Origin of the sequence: Nocardia acidivorans NBRC 108247, from assembly GCF_001625085.1 — a bacterium.
Taxonomy (GTDB): Bacteria; Actinomycetota; Actinomycetes; order Mycobacteriales; family Mycobacteriaceae; genus Nocardia; species Nocardia acidivorans.
Genome location: NZ_BDAW01000119.1, coordinates 1 through 16090, shown reverse-complemented (window position 1 = coordinate 16090; position 16090 = coordinate 1). Strand labels below are relative to the sequence as shown.

Sequence of the window (16090 nt, the reverse complement as noted above, 5' to 3'; positions counted from 1 at the left end):
CCCCCCCCCCCCCCCCCCCCCCCGCACCGGCCCGGCCTGACCGCCGACCACTCCATCGAGGTTGGTACGCGATGGTCAAGATCCTTTGTAGTGCAGCGCTTTTACTGTTGCCACCTCCGCTTCAACCTGGTCGATACTGTGAGCAACAGCTTCGTTTTTCAGCACTTCCAGAAACCACGGTGGCAGCGTCGGCGCGGGCGCCGAATCTGTCGTGCTCCATATTTCCGACCTGTTCACACCGTGCCGGCCGACGGTCATGCTCGCCAGAATGTCGGTAACCACCAATACAATGTCGTCCAATCCTCCGGCCACGAGGTTGAACTCACAGTCGACAAATCCTCGAAGTCATCGGACGGGCCGATACATCGCCACGCGGGATCCATTGCTTCCCTCGGGGCAGGGGGACGGACGAGCGCCCGCACGCGCTCTTTGCACGCACCGAATGCGATGACGTTGCGCTGCGCTTCCACCAGCGAGATTCGGTTGGCTCCGATGGCGACGGTGGGACACCGAAGCTGCACGCCATCGTCCTCCCAGAAACAAACCGGGCAGATCAAATGGCAACCGGGTGGCTCATCGAAGACCCTGTGGCCACACGCAGGGCACGGATAGGGCGGGGTCACGCGATTGATCTCCTTGATGACATTGGGGCGACGAGGAGGTCGCGGCACAATCATTGGTCCCGGTCCGCGTCACATCGACTCAGCTCGTCGAGCATGCGGACCGCCCATTCGCGAGTTCGTTCGTTGTCGCTCTTCGAGGCTGCGACTGAATCGAATGCCACGCGGGTGTACTCAGGAGCGACCGGTATCCGGCGCGTAGCGATTGCAGGGTTGCCCAGTTCGGTGGAGGGACGTGGTGACCGTCCAGGAAGCAGGCGAGGACCCGTGCCGAGCGATATCGATCCGGGTTCGGTGCGAGCCTCCCCGCGTGTGAGAGGTGGTGGGTGAGAACGCATTCGGCGTGTTCGTAGGCCCGGATGGTGCCGCCCATTCCATTGCTCCAGACCAGGGTGGACAGGAAATATCCGATGTGGTCGACAAGTGCCTGAGAGCCGATGGTGACAGGCGTTGAGCGCCTTCGCAACCAATATTTACCAGGTGCCGGTTCAGGCGTGACCTTTATCGGCAAAACGTTCTTTCGTATGTTCTGACGCAGCACTATTGATCGCCACCAGACCGAATATGATCCGCGCCGGCACCGGTCGGCTGCGGGTTCCCTACGGGCAAAATATCGGTGCGAGGGCGGATTCCGCGATGTATTCGACACCCCTTCTCGACGCCCCCTGCCTGAATCCACCCTGCTCGGCTCGGCTTCGATCCGGTGACTTTCACTATCCGCCATCACGAACCCGGCGAATTTCTCGGCGGTCGGCATCCGGATATGGTCATCCCCCGGTCTGATCGCCGGGGAACAGCGCGGGAAGGTATCGAATCATCAGGGTGGACCAGGTGAGATGGGTGAGCAGGGGTGCGACGACACCACCGGTTGCCCGGCGTTGCAGTCCGAACAGCGTGCCCATCACCGCCGAGGCGAGGGTCAGGGCGGGGTTGCGGGTGGCCGTGGTGGTCAGGCAGTACACGCCGGTGGAGGCGGCGACCGGGCGCGGTCCGGCCACGTCGTAGACCGGCCCCCGGAAGAACAGTTCCTCGCCCGCCCCACTGACCAGTGCGATGAACAGCGTCCGGTCGAGCGGAGCCTCGTCGGCGTAGCGCAGCACATCGGAGATCGCCCGGTGCAGAGGCGGAATGCGGCGGGCGATCAGGGCGCAACCATAGAACACCCCGAACGCCGCACCGCCGATCGGCAGCGCGAGCACCGCGCCCGACTTGTTCCCCAGCCGTGGCGGACCGAGGGCGAGGCCGCTCGCGGCCCATGTTGCGGCGGTCGCCAGGCCCAGACCGTAGAACGCTCGACTATCCGGGCGTGCCGACAGTGATGCGCGCAGCAGCCCGGCCCCGAGCGCAGTGCAACCGGCGACCGCGACACGCCGCCGCGATGCCGGCTTCACGAGGCCCGCCGGGCTTTGGCCCGCTGGCCGAGCGCACGCAGTACCGCCTCGTCGTAGTCCAGCGGCTCGAAGGGCACCAGGTCACGAATACTGTTGTCGCGCACTACCGTTTCATTCGTCATGGATGCGACCAGCGAGCGCCCGGTGCGGGCGTCGACATTGGTCACCAGCGACAGCCAGAGCGCGGACAGCCGCGGCGACAGGAGCGGGACCGGCAGCACGGCAAGCGGACGGCCCTCGATGGCCGCTAGGCGGCGAAGCATATCGCCGTAGGACAGAACCTCGGGACCGCCGATGTCGAAGGTGCGCCCGACCGCTTCGGGCGTGTCCAGTACTCCGACGAGATAGCGCACCACATCGGTGATCGCGATCGGCTGCGTCCTGACGCGCACCCACTTCGGGGTGACCATGGCGGGCAGATGTTCCACCAGCTGGCGAGTCATCTCCCAGGAGATACCACCGTGGCCGACGATCACCCCCGCTCGTAGGGTGGTCACCGGCACGTCCGCCGCACCGAGCAGCCGCTCCACCTCCCGGCGGCTGCGCAAATGCGAAGACAGATCGTCACGATCGTCACCCAATCCACCCAGGTAAACGATCCGATTCAGCCCCGTATCGGCGGCGGCCCGGCCGAAGCTCCGCGCGGCCTCGGCATCGCGCTCCTCGAATTTCGGGTCGTCGAGCGAATGCACCAGATAGTAGGCACTGTCGCACCCATCCATCGCCTCACGCAGCGAGGCCGGATCATGGACATCCCCGCGCACCGCCGTCCCCGCCCCCGAATAGGACCGCGGCCGCCGCGTCATGGCCCGCACGGTATGTCCCGCCCGCTCCAACTCCGGGCATAACCGGGTGCCGACGAAACCGGACGCGCCTGCCACGAGCACAGTCATACGGGATTCCTCTCCGTGCACGATACGAGCGGAAACCGAAACGAGAGATAGCTTGAAGATAACTGATATGGGGCGGCTCGGAGGTCCCGCGGTCCAATCTTCGGCCCCTCGGTTCCGGCGACACCGAGATGCGGGTTCGAAGACACGTGCGGCCGAACGCCAACGGGGCCGCCGTCCTCTGCGGACACCCGGTCTCCCTTGTCAATTGAGAGATGGATCAGCACCATCCTCGCATGCCAGGTCACGCGGGGGTTCGCGGCGGCGGATTGACGGTGGATGGGGCGGCGAATTACGTTCGGCTGATGCCGGTCGACGAGGACAGTAGCGAATACCGCTGGGGTGATGTGCCCGCCGACCAGTTGCGCGGTGCGATCACCGAAGCGTTGCACACGTTCTCGCGCCAGGCCGTTGAGCCCGATGGCCGCAAACCCGCCGCGGTGTTGATCGCTATTGCCGATCGCGATGGCGAACAAGGCATTTGGCTGACCGAACGGTCGCCGGGATTGCGAGCCCATGCCGGGCAGCTGGCCCTTCCCGGCGGCAAACTCGACGCGGGCGAGGATGCCCGGTCGGCGGCATTGCGGGAGTTGCGCGAGGAGTTGGGAATCGCCGCACCCCGCTCGACCGTCCTCGGCCTGCTCGACGACTACCCGACCCGCTCCGGCTATGTCATGACCCCGGTGGTGGCCTGGCTCGGACACTCATCCGATCCGATCCCCAATCCCACCGAAGTCGCTGCGGTGCATTGGATTCCACTCGCGGATCTCGATCGGGACCCGCTCTTCGTACCCGTCCCGGGTTCGGACCGCCCCGCCATCCAACTCCCCCTGCTCGGCGGCCACCTGCACGCCCCGACCGCCGCGATCCTGCACCAATTCCGCGAGGTGGCTCTGCACCGCCGCCCCACCCGAGTCGACCGGATGGAACAGCCCCGCTTCGCCTGGGAATGATCGCAGTCCCAGGCGAACCGAGACGGAAAGTTGGGATCGGGAGGTGACCGGCGCGCCGTCTACTTACCGCATGACATTTTCTCAGCCGCCCGCCAACCGGCCCCGGTCCACCGGCTTGGACAAGAAGACCAGCGCGATCCTGTCCTACGCGCTGGGATGGCTCACCGGGATCGTCTTCCTCTTCCTCGGCAAGAACGATCCGGACGTCAAATTCCATGCCTCCCAATCGATCGTCTTCTTCGGCGCGGTCTCGGTGCTCAATATCGTGCTCAGTGTCCTGGGCTCGCTGCTGGGAGCGCTCGGGATCATCTTCGGCCTCGCCGGACTCGTACTCGGCCTGCTGGCGCTGGTCGTGTGGATCATGGCCATGATCCAGGCCAACAGAACCGGCGGTGTGCGATCCGAACTGCCCCTCGTCGGAAAGTTCGTCGCCCCCTACGCCGATCGCCTGGCCGCCTCGGTCAACTAACCGAATGTTCGAATGCCAACGGCCCGAGTAGCTCTCGGGCCGTTGGCCTGTGCACTGGACGCGATCCACCGGATATGTTCGAACACCGATCAATTCGGCCTGTCGGAGACCAGTACCTTCCCGAGCGCGATACGACGCCGGTGATCGATGGATTCTTCGAAGCGATAGCCGAATTCGCGCGAGAGCACACCATAGGCCCTGGTCCCGTGCGTGTTCAACGGCAACTGGATCGACGCCATCGATCCCGACACGCACCACATGCGATTCGAGCGCGCCACCACGCTCGGAACCGGCGGCACGCACTGCCCATTCCACTTCGATCGCACGACCGACTGACCCCGTGCCCCGCACCCCGCACCGCGCCGATCGAACCGGTCGGCGCGGTGCGGGGCGAATCAGGGTGCGGTGACCGGAGTGTCGCAGCTGGCGGGTGGGTCGATCAGTTGACAGTCGGCGGGCGGGCGGGAAGGAAGATAGTCGGTGGGCACGCCGTCGTGGGTGATGATGTCGCGGTAGGTCTCGACCGCGTCGGTGGGGATACGTTTCAGGGTTGGGTCCGAGAGGGCGTTCACCGTGTAGAGGCCGAATCGTGGGGTGTAGGAGCCCCATTCGTAGTTGTCGGTGAGGCTCCAGTAGTTGTAGCCGATGACGTTCATACCGTCGGCCTTGGCGCGTTGCAGCCAATAGACGGTGTCGCGCAGCTGGTTCGATCGGGTGTAGCCGTCCGGGCGGGGTCGGCCGTTCTCGGTGGGCATACCGTTTTCCACGATCCACAGTGGTTTGCCCGGGAATTGGCGCGAATAGTGTTGCAGGGCGAAGTAGATGCCCTCGGGACGGACCGGGAGATCCCACATGCCCGCCGCGCCACCGGATGTGGCGGCGAGGGTCGGCGGTTCATAGCCGAAGTAGTAGTCGATGCCGACGAAGTCGAGCTTGTCGCCGATGAGGCTCATCAGCGGTCCATTGACCTGCGACTCGGCACCTGCGACGTAGCCGACATTGCCGGTTACCAGAGCATTCGGCTGCACCCGGTGGATGTAGTCGTAAATATCGTTGTGCGCCTGTGCGATTCGGTACAACATCTGCGCGGCATCGGTGCTGTTCTGCCGCACCTCGTGCATGATGTAGGCGACCGGTTCATTGATGGTCACCCAGATCGGATCGCGCGCCGCGAAGTGGTCGACGACCGTGCTCATAGCGGCGAGCCAGTCCCCCACCATGCCGGGATCGCGCCAACCGCCTCGATCGACCTCCCAGCCCGGGTACACCCAGTGATCCAGGGTCAGCATGGGTCGCATGCCCGCCGAGACGATCGCCTCGACAACTTCGTCGTAGTAGGCGAAGGCGGCCGAATCCCACACTCCCGGTTGGGGTTCCACTCGCGACCATTCGATGCCGATCCGAAACACCTTGACGCCCAGCTTCTTCGCCAGGGCGATATCCGACCGGAAGCGGGAATGGAAATCCACGGAATCGCCGAGACGATCCCATCCCGGATTGGCTTCGATGTAGCGGGTCCAATTGCTGTCAGGTGACTGTCCTTCGGATTGAAATCCGGAAGCCGCCACACCCCAGAGAAACTCGTCACCGAGCACCCCGGCCGTTCGCTCCGGCGTGGTGTGCGCGCCCCCGGGCACCAGGAGCAGGTTGGCGGCCACGAACAGCACGGCCGCGACCAGACAGCGAAATCGAGTGCGCATCAGCACCTCCCCGGGACCAGTACTCGAAATGAGTGAATGCGGTTACTTACTCCTGGATAGCTGCGATTCATCTCGGGGATATGCCAGGTCGGTACTGGTTTGGCACATCCTCACCGCGCCCTGCGGCCCCGAGGTGACTTCACTCTCACCGACGGTCGGCAAACCCTCTGTGCGCCAACGGAACTCTAGAATCGAGACTGAATTCCCAACGGAGGGAGACCCCATGACGGAGTCGGCATTCACCACGCGGGCGGCACGACCCCCGGTGGTATTCGACGGTGACTGTGCGTTCTGCACCACCAGCGTCAATTTCATCCGAGACCGGATCAAACCGGATGTCGACTTCGCCGCCTGGCAACGACTCGACCTGCCCGCCCTCGGACTCACCCGGGAACAGACGGAAAACGCTGTGCAGTGGATCGACGGCGGCACCCGGGCCTCGGGCGCGCGAGCCGGCGCACTACTTCTCCGCCGCGCCGACCCACCCTGGCGAGCCCTCGGCACCCTCATGCTGATCCAGCCGATCAGCTGGCTGGCTGCCGCGGCCTACCATCTCGTGGCCAACAACCGGCACCGACTGCCCGGCGGCACTCCCGCGTGCGCATTGCCTGCCCCGCAAGGGAATTGAGCGGATCGAGGCAGCGGCCGACGTGTCAGGATGGTGCGTATGACACCGGTTCCGGATGGCCCCGCGATTCCCGCCGCCGCGGCGCAGCCGTACGACTACGACGGCATTGCCGAGGGGTACACCGCCGAGAATGAGACCAGCCTGCTGAACGCGTATTACGAGCGCCCGGCCATGGTGGAACTGGCCGGGGAGGTGAGTGAACGGCGGATTCTCGACGCAGGGTGCGGAGCGGGTCCCCTGTTCGCGGCGCTGCGCGATCGCGGCGCCATCATGACCGGAATCGACGCCAGTGCGGGCATGGTGAAGCTCGCGCGGAGACGACTGGGCGCGGACGCGGACCTGCGAGTGGCGGACCTCGCCGATCCACTTCCGTTTCCCGACAACACATTCGACGCTGTCGTCGCCTCGCTGGTACTGCATTACCTGCGCGATTGGGGTCCGACGCTGACCGAATTGCGGCGCGTGCTCAGGCCGGGCGGTCGACGCATCGCCTCGGTCGAGCATCCGTTCGCGATCTGGCTCGCGGAACGCTCGGCCGGGGAGAAGACGGACTATTTCCAGACCCGCGAGCGGGCCGAGGAGTGGACCATGGGCGGTCAGGTCGCGCGGTTGACCTTCTGGGACCGCCCATTGCACGCGATGACCGATGCCTTCACCGCGGCGGGCTTCCGGATCGGCGTGATCAGCGAACCGTCCCCGGTACCCGCCGCCCGCGACCAGTTTCCGGAGGTGTTCCGAGACGTGCTCGGCACGAGCTTCCTGGCCTTCCTGTTCTTCGTGCTGCACGCGGACTGACCAGCCGGGCCACCATCGGCTCGGACTCCCGGTACCGGAATCGATTACCCGTTCAGTCCACGGTCGGGGCCGCGACCGCCGATGTCCAGTCCGCCGGGGTGGGCCATCGTAGAGTTCGAAGATCTTGCCGTGGCAGCAGGGCCGCCACCGCCGCCTGGGCGACGGTCTCGCGGCTGACGCGGCCGTCGCCGTGGTCGCCCTGTTCGAGATGCACACCGCTGGCGGGTGCGTCGGTGAGCCAGCTGGGGCGGACGATGGAATACGGTGCACCGCAGTCCCGCAGGGCTTGTTCACCCGCACGGCGGGCGCGGATTATGCCCGCCATGTCGCGTCCTCGGTGACGTCCACTCGCATCGGAACCGCGCCCACCTCGGCGGCCGTGCGCTTGCCGGCGTCCTCGGATCGGGCGGTCGGCAGCCCGGTGGACCGGCGATCGGCCAACTGAATCACCGGGGCCGAGCGCTGAGCACGTCCCGCGGCCGAACTCCCCGGCATGGTGCACGCCGTCGCTCTCCGGACGCGCTAATGTGCGGAGTATTCGATCGGTTCGGAACATCGACGACGCGCTGAGGAGTTCGACGTGAGCTATGTCGTGGACTTCGAGAATGTCTCCACGGTCGGTCTGGAATCGTCACCGGTCGCGGAGGCGCTCGCGGGATTGCGGGCCAATGAGGCCCGGTACTTCAAGAACAAGTACAACCATGAATTCACCGTCGAGCCGGCCGGGAAGGCCAAGGCGACCATTGATTGGGTGAGCGGGATTCTGGACCAGGAGCGCGGGATCGTGATCTCCTCGCGCCCGCTCGAGGCCACCGGCTTTCAGGTCGAGGACATCCGGATGGCGTATGTCTTCTACGAGAGCGGCCTGTCGATCAATGTGATGTACACACTCGGCGACGGCGGGAAGCGGGCGGTCGGCTTCAAACTCTCCGACGGAATGGACATTCCCGAGGAGCTCTCCGCGTTCAAATTCGCCAGGCAGAAGTCCAAGTTGGCGGGAACCATTCGCGGGTCCTACTTCGTGATCAAGGGCGAATACTGATCCTCGGGTGTTCTCTGCCCGCCGCGCGGCTCGCGGCGGCCTGCGCGGTCCATTCCAGGACGGTATGCGCGACCAATTCCGTCGTACATGCGGACGTGGCCCACGCCGGGGAGGGTGCGCCAGGTTGCCGAGGGGCGTAGCGACGCCAGTTCGGCGCGTAGCGGTCGTACGGCAGGATGCGGTCGCATTCGCTCCAGGCGATCAGGGCGGGGATGTCGAGGGGGCCGTAGGGTTCGTACGCGGTGGCGATGATCGCCGGGAAATCCTCGATCGCCGTGCACCGCAGGGCATTACGGGCCTCCATGACGGCCATTCGGGCGCGATCCGGTCACCGTGCTCACAGACCATGAGCATGGCCTGGCAGCGGAGCGCGGGGACGCGCATGACCAGGGCAGCACCGGAGCGCCCGGTCGCAGTGCGCGGCGCATGGCGGTGGTGCGACGGCTGATCCCGGCGCGGGCGGCGATATCGGCCATGCGGACCGCGTTCCAGCCGGTGCCGGCGGCCAATTCCAGGGCGGCGTCGATAATGCGCCGGCGGGCCAGCGCACGGACGGCTGCCCGCAGGGAGGGTGTCTCGCTGCCCGATCGCATTGCGCCCCCAGCGAAATCGCTGCCGTCGCGCCCGTACGCGGGCATCCTGGGAGCAGGAACGTAATCATGTAATCGGGTGGTGGTCACATGGCCGACGAATCGGCACTCTCGTCGACGGCGAGCCCGGATGGGGCCGACGGACAGCACATCGGCGCGACCGGTGACTCGGCCGTGTCCGAAGCCGCGGCACTGGACGCGTATTCACGCACGGTCATCGGTGTCGCGCAGGCGGTGACCTCGCATGTGGCGAGCGTGCAGACCCGCCGCGGCGGCGGATCGGCGGTGGTGTTCACCGATGACGGTTTCCTGCTCACCAACGCGCATGTGGTGGGTTCGGCCAAGAACGGCGTGGTCGTCTTCGCCGACGGCGTCGAATCCCGATTCGATGTGATCGGAATCGATCCGCTCTCGGATCTGGCGGTGCTGCGGGCACGCGGCGGCGCACCCCGCGCGGTCACCATGGGCGATGCCGACAATCTGGTCGTCGGACAGCTGGTGGTCGCCGTCGGCAGCCCGCTCGGGCTGGCCGGATCGGTCACCGCGGGGGTGGTCAGCGCGCTGGGCCGGTCGGTTCCGGTCGGCAATGGCCGCGCCGCCCGGGTCATCGAGGATGTGATTCAGACCGATGCCGCGCTCAATCCCGGCAATTCCGGTGGCGCACTGGCGGATTCGGCGGGTCGCGTGGTCGGGGTCAATACCGCTGTCGCCGGAATCGGCCTGGGCCTGGCGATTCCGATCAATGTCACCACCCGCCGCATCATCACCACCCTGCTGCACGAGGGCCGGGTGCGCCGGGCCTACCTCGGCATAGTCGGCGTGCCCGCACCGCTTCCGGCGGCCGTGGCGGCGCGCACGGGTCAGGATGCCGGACTGCGCATTGTCGAAGTGGTGCGCGGCGGTCCCGCCGATCACGCCGGATTACGCCGCGGCGATCTCGTACTCAGTGTCGCGCGCAGGGAAGTCCGTGACGCCCAGGGCATTCAGCGCCGACTCTTCGACGAGGCCATCGGCCGGGCTTTGCCGGTGACGGTATTGCGCAACGGGGCGATGGTCGACGTCATCGCCGTCCCGGTCGAATTGTCCGCGGATTGAACGCGTTTCCCGGCGGTCAGGAGGCGGTGCGGCGGGCCGTTTCGGCGGGCTGCCAATGCTCGGCCAACTCCTCCAGCGAGATCCCGAGAGCCCGGCTCAGCGCCACCACGGTGCCGAAGGCCGGGGTCGGCATGCGGCCGGATTCGATTTTGCGGAGCGTCTCCGGGGAGATGCCCGCGGCCACGGCGATCTCGACCAGATCCCGCCCGGCACGGGCGGTGCGCAGGGCGGAGCCGAGGCGGCGCCCGGCGGCTACCTGGGCCGGGGTCAGGGGAAGTCGAACCATGCCCGCCACCTTACGGTTGGTATAAAAATACCGCAACCCGCTATGGTCGGTATTAAAATACCGATACGGAGGTTGTCATGGTGGAACTCAAATCCGCGGCGGAGATCGCCCGCATGCGGGTCACCGGTGAATTCGTCGCGAACGTCCTCGCCGAACTGCGCGACCGGGCACGGATCGGGGTGAATCTACTGGAGCTGGAAGCCCATGTGCGCGAACGCATTCGCGAACGCGGCGCGGTCTCCTGCTACTGGGACTACTCCCCCTCGTTCGGCCGCGGGCCGTTCCGCAACACGGTCTGCCTCTCGGTGAATGACGCAGTCCTGCACGGACTTCCCTTCGACTACGCCCTGCGGGACGGTGATGTCCTGACCGCCGATCTCGCGGTCGGCATCGACGGCTGGGTCGCGGACTCGGCCACCACCGTCATCGTCGGCACCCCCGCCCCGGCGGACAGCCGCCTGGTGCGCGCCACCGAGGAGGCCCTGGAAGCCGCCATATCCGTCGCGCTGCCGGGCAATCGGATCGGCGATATCTCCGCCGCCATCGCCGGGGTCGCCCACGCCTACGGCTATCCGGTCAACACCGAATTCGGCGGCCACGGTCTGGGCCGCACCATGCACGAGGACCCGCACATCCCCAATCACGGCCGCCCCGGCCGCGGCTACACTCTCCGCCCCGGCCTGACCATCGCCATCGAACCCTGGTTCGCCCGCACCACCGATCGCATCATCACCGATCCGGACGGCTGGACCATCCGCTCCGCCGATGGCTCCCGCACCGCCCACTCCGAACACACCGTGGCCATTACCGAGGCGGGTCCGCAGGTGCTCACCCGAGCCGCCTGAGAGCAGTCCCCACTGCCGGGGAAGTGATCCGACCTGCGAGAGAAACCGGCGGTGGCTCACTGTTGTCGTGCCACCGCCGGGGGCGATTCCCGCTGTGAGGTGCGGATACGGTCGGCCGCCAGATTCAGTACCGCCGCCACGGGGGCGGCCAGCGCACCCCGCCGGAGACGATCCGGACGCCACGCGGCGATGGTGGTGAAGACGGTGTCGATACCCTCGAGGGGCAGCACGCGAACCGCCTCATCCGCGAAAACCCTTCGCGCACTGGAGCACCGGCCGATGATGGTGAAGGCCTGCCCGCTCGCTACCACATGGGCCACACCGTCGAGGGCACTGTCCCGGGCCGAACACGAGTGCGCGCCAAGGGATCGCAGCGCGGTCTCGATCGATCGCAGACGGTGCAGGCGGATTCACCGCCCAGCGGCGCATACGGCAGATGGACGAGTTCGTCGAGGCCGACCGAGGCGCGATCGTCGAATCCGATCGCGCTGGCGACCACCGCGCCCACGGGCTGGCTCTCGAGCCGGACGAACCCGATTCCGTCGGTATCGTCCGGTTCGCCGATCAGTGCCAGATCCACCTGACCGGCGTGCAGGGCCGCCAATACCTGCCCGGTCCGTCCCGGCGACAACCGAATCACGGTGTCGGGCACGTCCGCCAGGGCTTCCAGCACCGAGGTGCGCACGGCCGCGGATACTTCGGGGGCGATGCCGAGCACCACCGTATGCGCCGGGTGCGCGAGCTGCTGGCCGACGCCGATGTGTTCTTCGCCAATTGCAGGCCCGGCCATGATCTTGTCGCCCTCGCGGATGAGCTGGCCGCCGAGTTCGGTATCGGCGGTGGCGGTGCGGCGGAAAACCTTGGTGGGACTGGTCCAGCGCAGGATCTCCTCCGCCGCGGTGCGGGCCGGACTCGGGTCGGCTCGCAGACGCGCCCACTGGTCGGGGAACTGGGCGAACGCCTCGACACCACCCGCGATCGCATAGCGGGTGGTCTCGTTGCCCGCCACGGTCATCAGAATGAAGAACGCCTGGAATTCCTCGTCGGTGAGCTGATTACCCTTGTCGTCGGCCTTGACCGTGCGGGTCACGGTGTCGTTCCATCGGGCACCGGCGGCGGGCCTCACCCAACTCCGATCCGTAACCGGACATATTGACCACGGCGTCCCGGGTGGCCTCCGCGCCGCCGTTCTCATGATCGGTCTGCCCCGCGATGGCACGGGACCATTCGAAGATCTCGAGCCGGTCCGAACGCGGAATGCCCATCAGTTCGGCGATCACGATGAGCGGCAGTTCCGCCGCCACGGTCGGGATCAGATCGAATTCGCCCAGCGCCAAGGCCTTCTCGATGATCTGTTCGCATTCGGCCGCGATGCGCGGGCGCAGCTGCTGCACCGCGCGCGGGGTGAAACCGCGGTTGACCAGGCCGCGCACCCGGGTGTGCCGGGGTGGATCCTGGTGAATCATCATGCGGCGCTGCACCTCGATGGCGACCTCGTCGAACTCCTGGGGCTGCGAACCCTTGCGCTCGGAGGAGAACAGTTCGGGCTGGCGCGCGGTGGCCACCACATCGGCGTGCCGCGTGATCGCCCAATGTCCTTCCGGCACTGCGGGATCGGCATTGCGATAGACCGGAGCCTGGGCGCGCAACAGGGCGAAATCGGCGTAGGGCGGGCCGTCCAGATAGCGTTCCTGATCGAAGACATCGATGCTGTCGAGAGTGGTCAACGGAGTGACTCCTTCGTAGATCGGCAGGTGGCAGACAGGCCCAATGCGCTCGACACGGGCGGGAAGCGCCGCCATCCGCAGATTACGGGCGTCGCAGGTCGGCAAATACCCCTAAGGACAGCCGCCGCGGCCCCTGACGAAGGCGATTGCGGGACAAGGGAATAGGGGCCGCCACCGGAGCCGCGAGCGGGGAGTATCGGGATCGGACCGCTACCGCACCCAGACTCGGGTGACAACCATGGTTGTCGCTCCCGAGGCGAACGATTCAAGGCCGAGAGCAACCGTTCGCGATAGGTAGTGCGACAACCAAAGTTGTCACTCCGTGGTTTCAGTGGACTGATTCGGCCACCGCTTACGCGCCGCCTGCCGACTGATGCCCAGGGCACGGCCGATATCGCCGTAGCCGGCACCGGCCGCGAGCGCCGCGCGGGCGTGTTCGTCGACCCGCGCCGCGGCGGCACGCTGTTCGATATCGGCCCGCGCCAAGGCATCCAGGGCCGAGCACGGTTCGGGACGTTCGGCGGGCAGCCCCTCGATGACCAGCGGACGCAGACACGGGCCGAGCAGTTCCACCAGGCGCTCGGCCGGGGCGTCGGCGACACCGGGGATGTGGACCATATAGCGGGCGACCAGCACGCCCAGCACCAGCGTGCCGATCAGCACCGACCGCAGTTCGGCGTCACGACCGGCCAGCACTCGGGTCCACGGACTGGTTTCCGGATTCACGATCGCGCAGCGCACCGCATGCGCCGCCTCGGGGTGGGTGAGCATGGAACGCAGTACCGGCATGGTCCGGTCCTCCTTGCGGTCCACATCGGCCAGCGCATGCCGCAGCAGGCGCTCGCCGAGCTCTTCCGGGGGTCCCTCCAAGGCGTCGTCGAGGGTCTCGGGAATGCCCGCGACCGCGTCGTAAAGCGTGTTCTTGGTACCGAAGTGCTGCATGACCAGGGCGGGATCCACCCCGGCCCGCTGTGCGATGGCCCGGATCGTGGTCTCGACATAACCGCGCTCGGCGAACAGTTCGCGGGCGGCGTCGAGAATCTGCTGACGCGTGTGCAGGCGGCGTTCGGTACGACTCGCCGGAACGGTGCTCATGTCCCGCAGCGTCATGAAATCCTCGCTCAACACCTGTAGACGAAATGGCCGGTGATACCTATGCTGACTTCAAGCATACAAGCGTAGAGCAGAGCGCAGCGTCGCGCCGCGAGCTCGAACCGTCTGACATCTCCCCGGCAATCTCCGAACGGACAATTCGAATGACCAGCCAAGAAACGCAATCCGACGCCGCGACCGCCGTGCCGCCGACGGATATCGCCGCGCATACCAGCGCCCAGCGCCGGCTCACCATCACGCTGGGTGTCATCGTCACCTGCCAGCTCATGGTTTCGGTGGACAGCAATGTCGTCAATATCGCGCTGCCGGAGATCCAATCCGGCTTGTCGATGTCCGCGCAGGCGCTGGCGTGGGTCTTCAGCGCCTACTCCCTCGCCTACGGCGGACTGCTGCTGCTGGGCGGGCGGGCCAGCGATATCCTCGGCCGCCGCCCCATGTTCATCTGGGGCCTGTCGCTGGTGGTCGTCGCCTCGATACTGGGCGGCATCGCACCGAATCAGGGCCTGCTCATCGCGGCGCGCGCCCTGCAGGGCGTCGGATTCGCCTTCGCCGGACCGGCCGCGCTGTCCCTGATCGCCGCCACCTTCGCCGAAGGGCCGCACCGCGCTCGCGCGCTGGCCGTGTTCTCCATGGTCACCGGGTTCGGCATCACCCTCGGATTAATCGTGGGCGGTGTGCTCACCACCCTGAGCTGGCGGCTGGTGTTCTTCATCAATGTGCCCATCGGCATTGTCACGGTGCTGCTCGCACAGCTCTATCTCACCGAAACCCAAAGGCATCCGGGCAAATTCGATCTGCTCGGCGCGATCCTGTCCACCGCGGGCATGGTCGGCATCGTCTACGGTTTGACCCGCGCCTCCACCGAGGGCTGGTCCGATCCCGTGTCCTGGGCCGCCTTCCTCGCGGGCGCGGTGCTGCTGGCGGTGTTCGTCTTCGTCGAACGCCATGCCGAACGGCCGATCGTGCCGCTGCGACTGCTCGGCCAGCGGGTGCGGGCCGGGGCGTATCTGAGCTTCGTACTGCTGATGATCTCGATGGGCGGCACCTACATCCTGCTGTCGCTGTACGTGCAGAACGCGCTCGGATTCAGTTCCTGGCAGGCCGGATTGGCCTTCCTGCCGATGGCCGTGGTGCAGTTCTTCGCCGCGCGGCGCGCGCCCAAGCTCATCGCGCGCTTCGGCCGCAAACCGGTGCTCATCACCGGCGTCGCGCTGATGGGGCTGGAGGCGATCTGGCTGACGACCACCAGCGCGTCCAGCAACTACCTCACCGGCATCCTCGGCCCGTTCATCCTGCTCGGGGCCGGACTCAGCTTCGCCTTCGTCACCCTGAACATGACCGTGCTCGGCGGGCTCGAACCGCGCGATATGGGCGCGGCCTCCGGGTTGCTCCAGGGCACCCAGCAGGTCGGACTCTCGCTCGGCGTCGCCATTCTGACCACGATCTACCAGTCGGGTCAGCACGGTGAGCATGGGCGCGAGGCGCTCGCGCACGGACTCGCCACCGCGGTCATCGCGGCCGTGGTAGCCTGCGCGCTGGCCCTGCTGGTCAGCGTGTTCGTCATCAAGACACCGAAACCGGCCGTCACCGCGTGACGCGCCGCCGCCCGGCCCTGCAAACACCGAATGAGCCGGGCCGCAGCGTCTTTCGGCCGGCTCAGGCCGCCCCGCCCTGGCCGAGTCCGACCCCGGTGAGCAGTCCCGCATCGGCCAGGTGGGCCGCGAGATCACCGCGATCCTAGGCCCCCAGTTTGCGATAGACATGGGTCAGATGCTGTTCCGCGGCTATAGGCTGCATAGGCGGCATCGCCGCGGTCGGCTTCCTCGGCACCCTGGCGGGCCAACTCCTGATAACGGCCCCCGTAGCGATCCTCGCCGCGGTCCAGTACTTCACCACGGTCAATTCCCCCTTCCCGGAAAATGATCCAACCCGCCGACCTGCCACCA

23 protein-coding genes are annotated in these 16090 nt (G+C 66.7%); 9 read left to right on the top strand and 14 right to left on the bottom strand.

Annotated elements, in window-relative coordinates; all coding sequences use genetic code 11:
• Positions 1–75 precede the first annotated feature (75 nt).
• From NA10_RS37375 to NA10_RS34185, 4 genes are all read right to left on the bottom strand, one after another.
• Positions 76–282: a hypothetical protein gene (locus tag NA10_RS37375; RefSeq protein WP_169812698.1), complete on the bottom strand. Its 207-nt coding sequence runs from the start codon at positions 280–282 to the stop codon at positions 76–78.
• Complete coding sequence (locus NA10_RS39695; protein ID WP_084515669.1) at positions 255–677, bottom strand: CPCC family cysteine-rich protein; 423 nt, start codon at positions 675–677, stop codon at positions 255–257. The genes NA10_RS37375 and NA10_RS39695 overlap by 28 nt, the downstream gene beginning before the upstream one ends.
• Positions 678–1387: 710 nt before the next feature.
• On the bottom strand, positions 1388–2011 hold the full coding sequence (locus tag NA10_RS34190) for a CPBP family intramembrane glutamic endopeptidase (RefSeq protein ID WP_067574846.1): 624 nt from the start codon (positions 2009–2011) through the stop codon (positions 1388–1390).
• Entirely contained in the window at positions 2008–2904 is an 897-nt protein-coding gene (locus NA10_RS34185) for an NAD(P)H-binding protein (RefSeq protein WP_067574845.1), read from the bottom strand. The genes NA10_RS34190 and NA10_RS34185 overlap by 4 nt, the downstream gene beginning before the upstream one ends.
• Before the next feature lie 302 nt (positions 2905–3206).
• Between NA10_RS34185 and NA10_RS34180 the strand changes: the two genes are divergently transcribed.
• From NA10_RS34180 to NA10_RS37370, 3 genes are all read left to right on the top strand, one after another.
• Complete coding sequence (locus NA10_RS34180; RefSeq protein ID WP_084515668.1) at positions 3207–3854, top strand: NUDIX hydrolase; 648 nt, start codon at positions 3207–3209, stop codon at positions 3852–3854.
• A 70-nt stretch (positions 3855–3924) separates the two neighbouring features.
• Positions 3925–4323, top strand: a complete 399-nt coding sequence (locus tag NA10_RS34175; protein ID WP_067574844.1) for a DUF4870 domain-containing protein — start codon at positions 3925–3927, stop codon at positions 4321–4323.
• Positions 4324–4533: 210 nt separating this feature from the next.
• Positions 4534–4659, top strand: a complete 126-nt coding sequence (locus NA10_RS37370) for an L-2-amino-thiazoline-4-carboxylic acid hydrolase (RefSeq protein ID WP_218021638.1) — start codon at positions 4534–4536, stop codon at positions 4657–4659.
• A gap of 59 nt (positions 4660–4718) precedes the next feature.
• On the opposite strand, the gene NA10_RS34170 is transcribed toward NA10_RS37370, so the two are convergent.
• The gene (locus tag NA10_RS34170; protein WP_067574849.1) at positions 4719–6023 is read right to left on the bottom strand and encodes a family 1 glycosylhydrolase; all 1305 of its coding nucleotides are present in this window, start codon (positions 6021–6023) and stop codon (positions 4719–4721) included.
• 223 nt (positions 6024–6246) lie between these two features.
• Here NA10_RS34170 and NA10_RS34165 point away from each other — a divergent pair, with 223 nt between their 5' ends.
• The gene (locus tag NA10_RS34165) at positions 6247–6651 is read left to right on the top strand and encodes a thiol-disulfide oxidoreductase DCC family protein (RefSeq protein WP_067574843.1); all 405 of its coding nucleotides are present in this window, start codon (positions 6247–6249) and stop codon (positions 6649–6651) included.
• Between the two features lie 39 nt (positions 6652–6690).
• Positions 6691–7446 carry a class I SAM-dependent methyltransferase gene (locus tag NA10_RS34160; RefSeq protein ID WP_084515670.1) on the top strand — a complete coding sequence of 252 codons (756 nt, stop codon included), beginning with the start codon at positions 6691–6693 and terminating at the stop codon, positions 7444–7446.
• Positions 7447–7498: 52 nt separating this feature from the next.
• Here NA10_RS34160 and NA10_RS37855 read toward each other — a convergent pair whose 3' ends face one another.
• The gene (locus NA10_RS37855) at positions 7499–7771 is read right to left on the bottom strand and encodes an NAD(P)H-binding protein (RefSeq protein WP_067574841.1); all 273 of its coding nucleotides are present in this window, start codon (positions 7769–7771) and stop codon (positions 7499–7501) included.
• Complete coding sequence (locus tag NA10_RS37850) at positions 7759–7941, bottom strand: hypothetical protein (protein ID WP_169812700.1); 183 nt, start codon at positions 7939–7941, stop codon at positions 7759–7761. Before NA10_RS37850 ends, NA10_RS37855 begins: the two co-directional genes overlap by 13 nt.
• 85 nt (positions 7942–8026) lie before the next feature.
• Here NA10_RS37850 and NA10_RS34150 point away from each other — a divergent pair, with 85 nt between their 5' ends.
• The gene (locus NA10_RS34150; RefSeq protein WP_067574840.1) at positions 8027–8488 is read left to right on the top strand and encodes a DUF8821 family protein; all 462 of its coding nucleotides are present in this window, start codon (positions 8027–8029) and stop codon (positions 8486–8488) included.
• Here NA10_RS34150 and NA10_RS34145 read toward each other — a convergent pair.
• Both NA10_RS34145 and NA10_RS34140 read right to left on the bottom strand, forming a co-directional pair.
• On the bottom strand, positions 8472–8801 hold the full coding sequence (locus tag NA10_RS34145) for a hypothetical protein (protein ID WP_067574839.1): 330 nt from the start codon (positions 8799–8801) through the stop codon (positions 8472–8474). The genes NA10_RS34150 and NA10_RS34145 overlap by 17 nt on opposite strands.
• Complete coding sequence (locus NA10_RS34140; RefSeq protein ID WP_067574838.1) at positions 8779–9081, bottom strand: helix-turn-helix domain-containing protein; 303 nt, start codon at positions 9079–9081, stop codon at positions 8779–8781. The genes NA10_RS34145 and NA10_RS34140 overlap by 23 nt, the downstream gene beginning before the upstream one ends.
• An 87-nt stretch (positions 9082–9168) precedes the next feature.
• On the opposite strand from NA10_RS34140, the gene NA10_RS34135 reads away from it, so the two are divergent.
• The gene (locus NA10_RS34135) at positions 9169–10173 is read left to right on the top strand and encodes a S1C family serine protease (protein WP_084515665.1); all 1005 of its coding nucleotides are present in this window, start codon (positions 9169–9171) and stop codon (positions 10171–10173) included.
• Between the two features lie 16 nt (positions 10174–10189).
• Here the strand turns inward: NA10_RS34135 and NA10_RS34130 are convergent, their stop codons facing one another.
• Positions 10190–10459: a helix-turn-helix transcriptional regulator gene (locus tag NA10_RS34130; RefSeq protein WP_067574847.1), complete on the bottom strand. Its 270-nt coding sequence runs from the start codon at positions 10457–10459 to the stop codon at positions 10190–10192.
• Positions 10460–10536: 77 nt separating this feature from the next.
• Between NA10_RS34130 and map the strand changes: the two genes are divergently transcribed.
• A complete protein-coding gene (gene map, locus NA10_RS34125; RefSeq protein ID WP_067574837.1) occupies positions 10537–11304 on the top strand; it encodes a type I methionyl aminopeptidase in 768 nt (255 codons plus the stop codon).
• A gap of 56 nt (positions 11305–11360) precedes the next feature.
• Here map and NA10_RS34120 read toward each other — a convergent pair whose 3' ends face one another.
• The 4 genes from NA10_RS34120 to NA10_RS34105 all read right to left on the bottom strand — a co-directional run bounded on the left by NA10_RS34120 (position 11361) and on the right by NA10_RS34105 (position 14159).
• Positions 11361–11534 (bottom strand): hypothetical protein, encoded by a 174-nt coding sequence (locus NA10_RS34120; protein WP_218021637.1) that lies wholly within the window; start codon positions 11532–11534, stop codon positions 11361–11363.
• A gap of 74 nt (positions 11535–11608) precedes the next feature.
• Positions 11609–12394 carry a LysR substrate-binding domain-containing protein gene (locus tag NA10_RS34115; protein WP_067574835.1) on the bottom strand — a complete coding sequence of 262 codons (786 nt, stop codon included), beginning with the start codon at positions 12392–12394 and terminating at the stop codon, positions 11609–11611.
• Positions 12360–13031, bottom strand: coding sequence for a cytochrome P450 family protein (locus NA10_RS37845; protein ID WP_067574834.1), 672 nt, complete (start codon positions 13029–13031; stop codon positions 12360–12362). The genes NA10_RS34115 and NA10_RS37845 overlap by 35 nt, the downstream gene beginning before the upstream one ends.
• A gap of 315 nt (positions 13032–13346) precedes the next feature.
• Positions 13347–14159, bottom strand: a complete 813-nt coding sequence (locus NA10_RS34105; protein ID WP_067574833.1) for a TetR/AcrR family transcriptional regulator — start codon at positions 14157–14159, stop codon at positions 13347–13349.
• A 128-nt stretch (positions 14160–14287) separates the two neighbouring features.
• Between NA10_RS34105 and NA10_RS34100 the strand changes: the two genes are divergently transcribed.
• On the top strand, positions 14288–15739 hold the full coding sequence (locus tag NA10_RS34100) for an MFS transporter (RefSeq protein WP_067574832.1): 1452 nt from the start codon (positions 14288–14290) through the stop codon (positions 15737–15739).
• Positions 15740–16090: the final 351 nt, after the last annotated feature.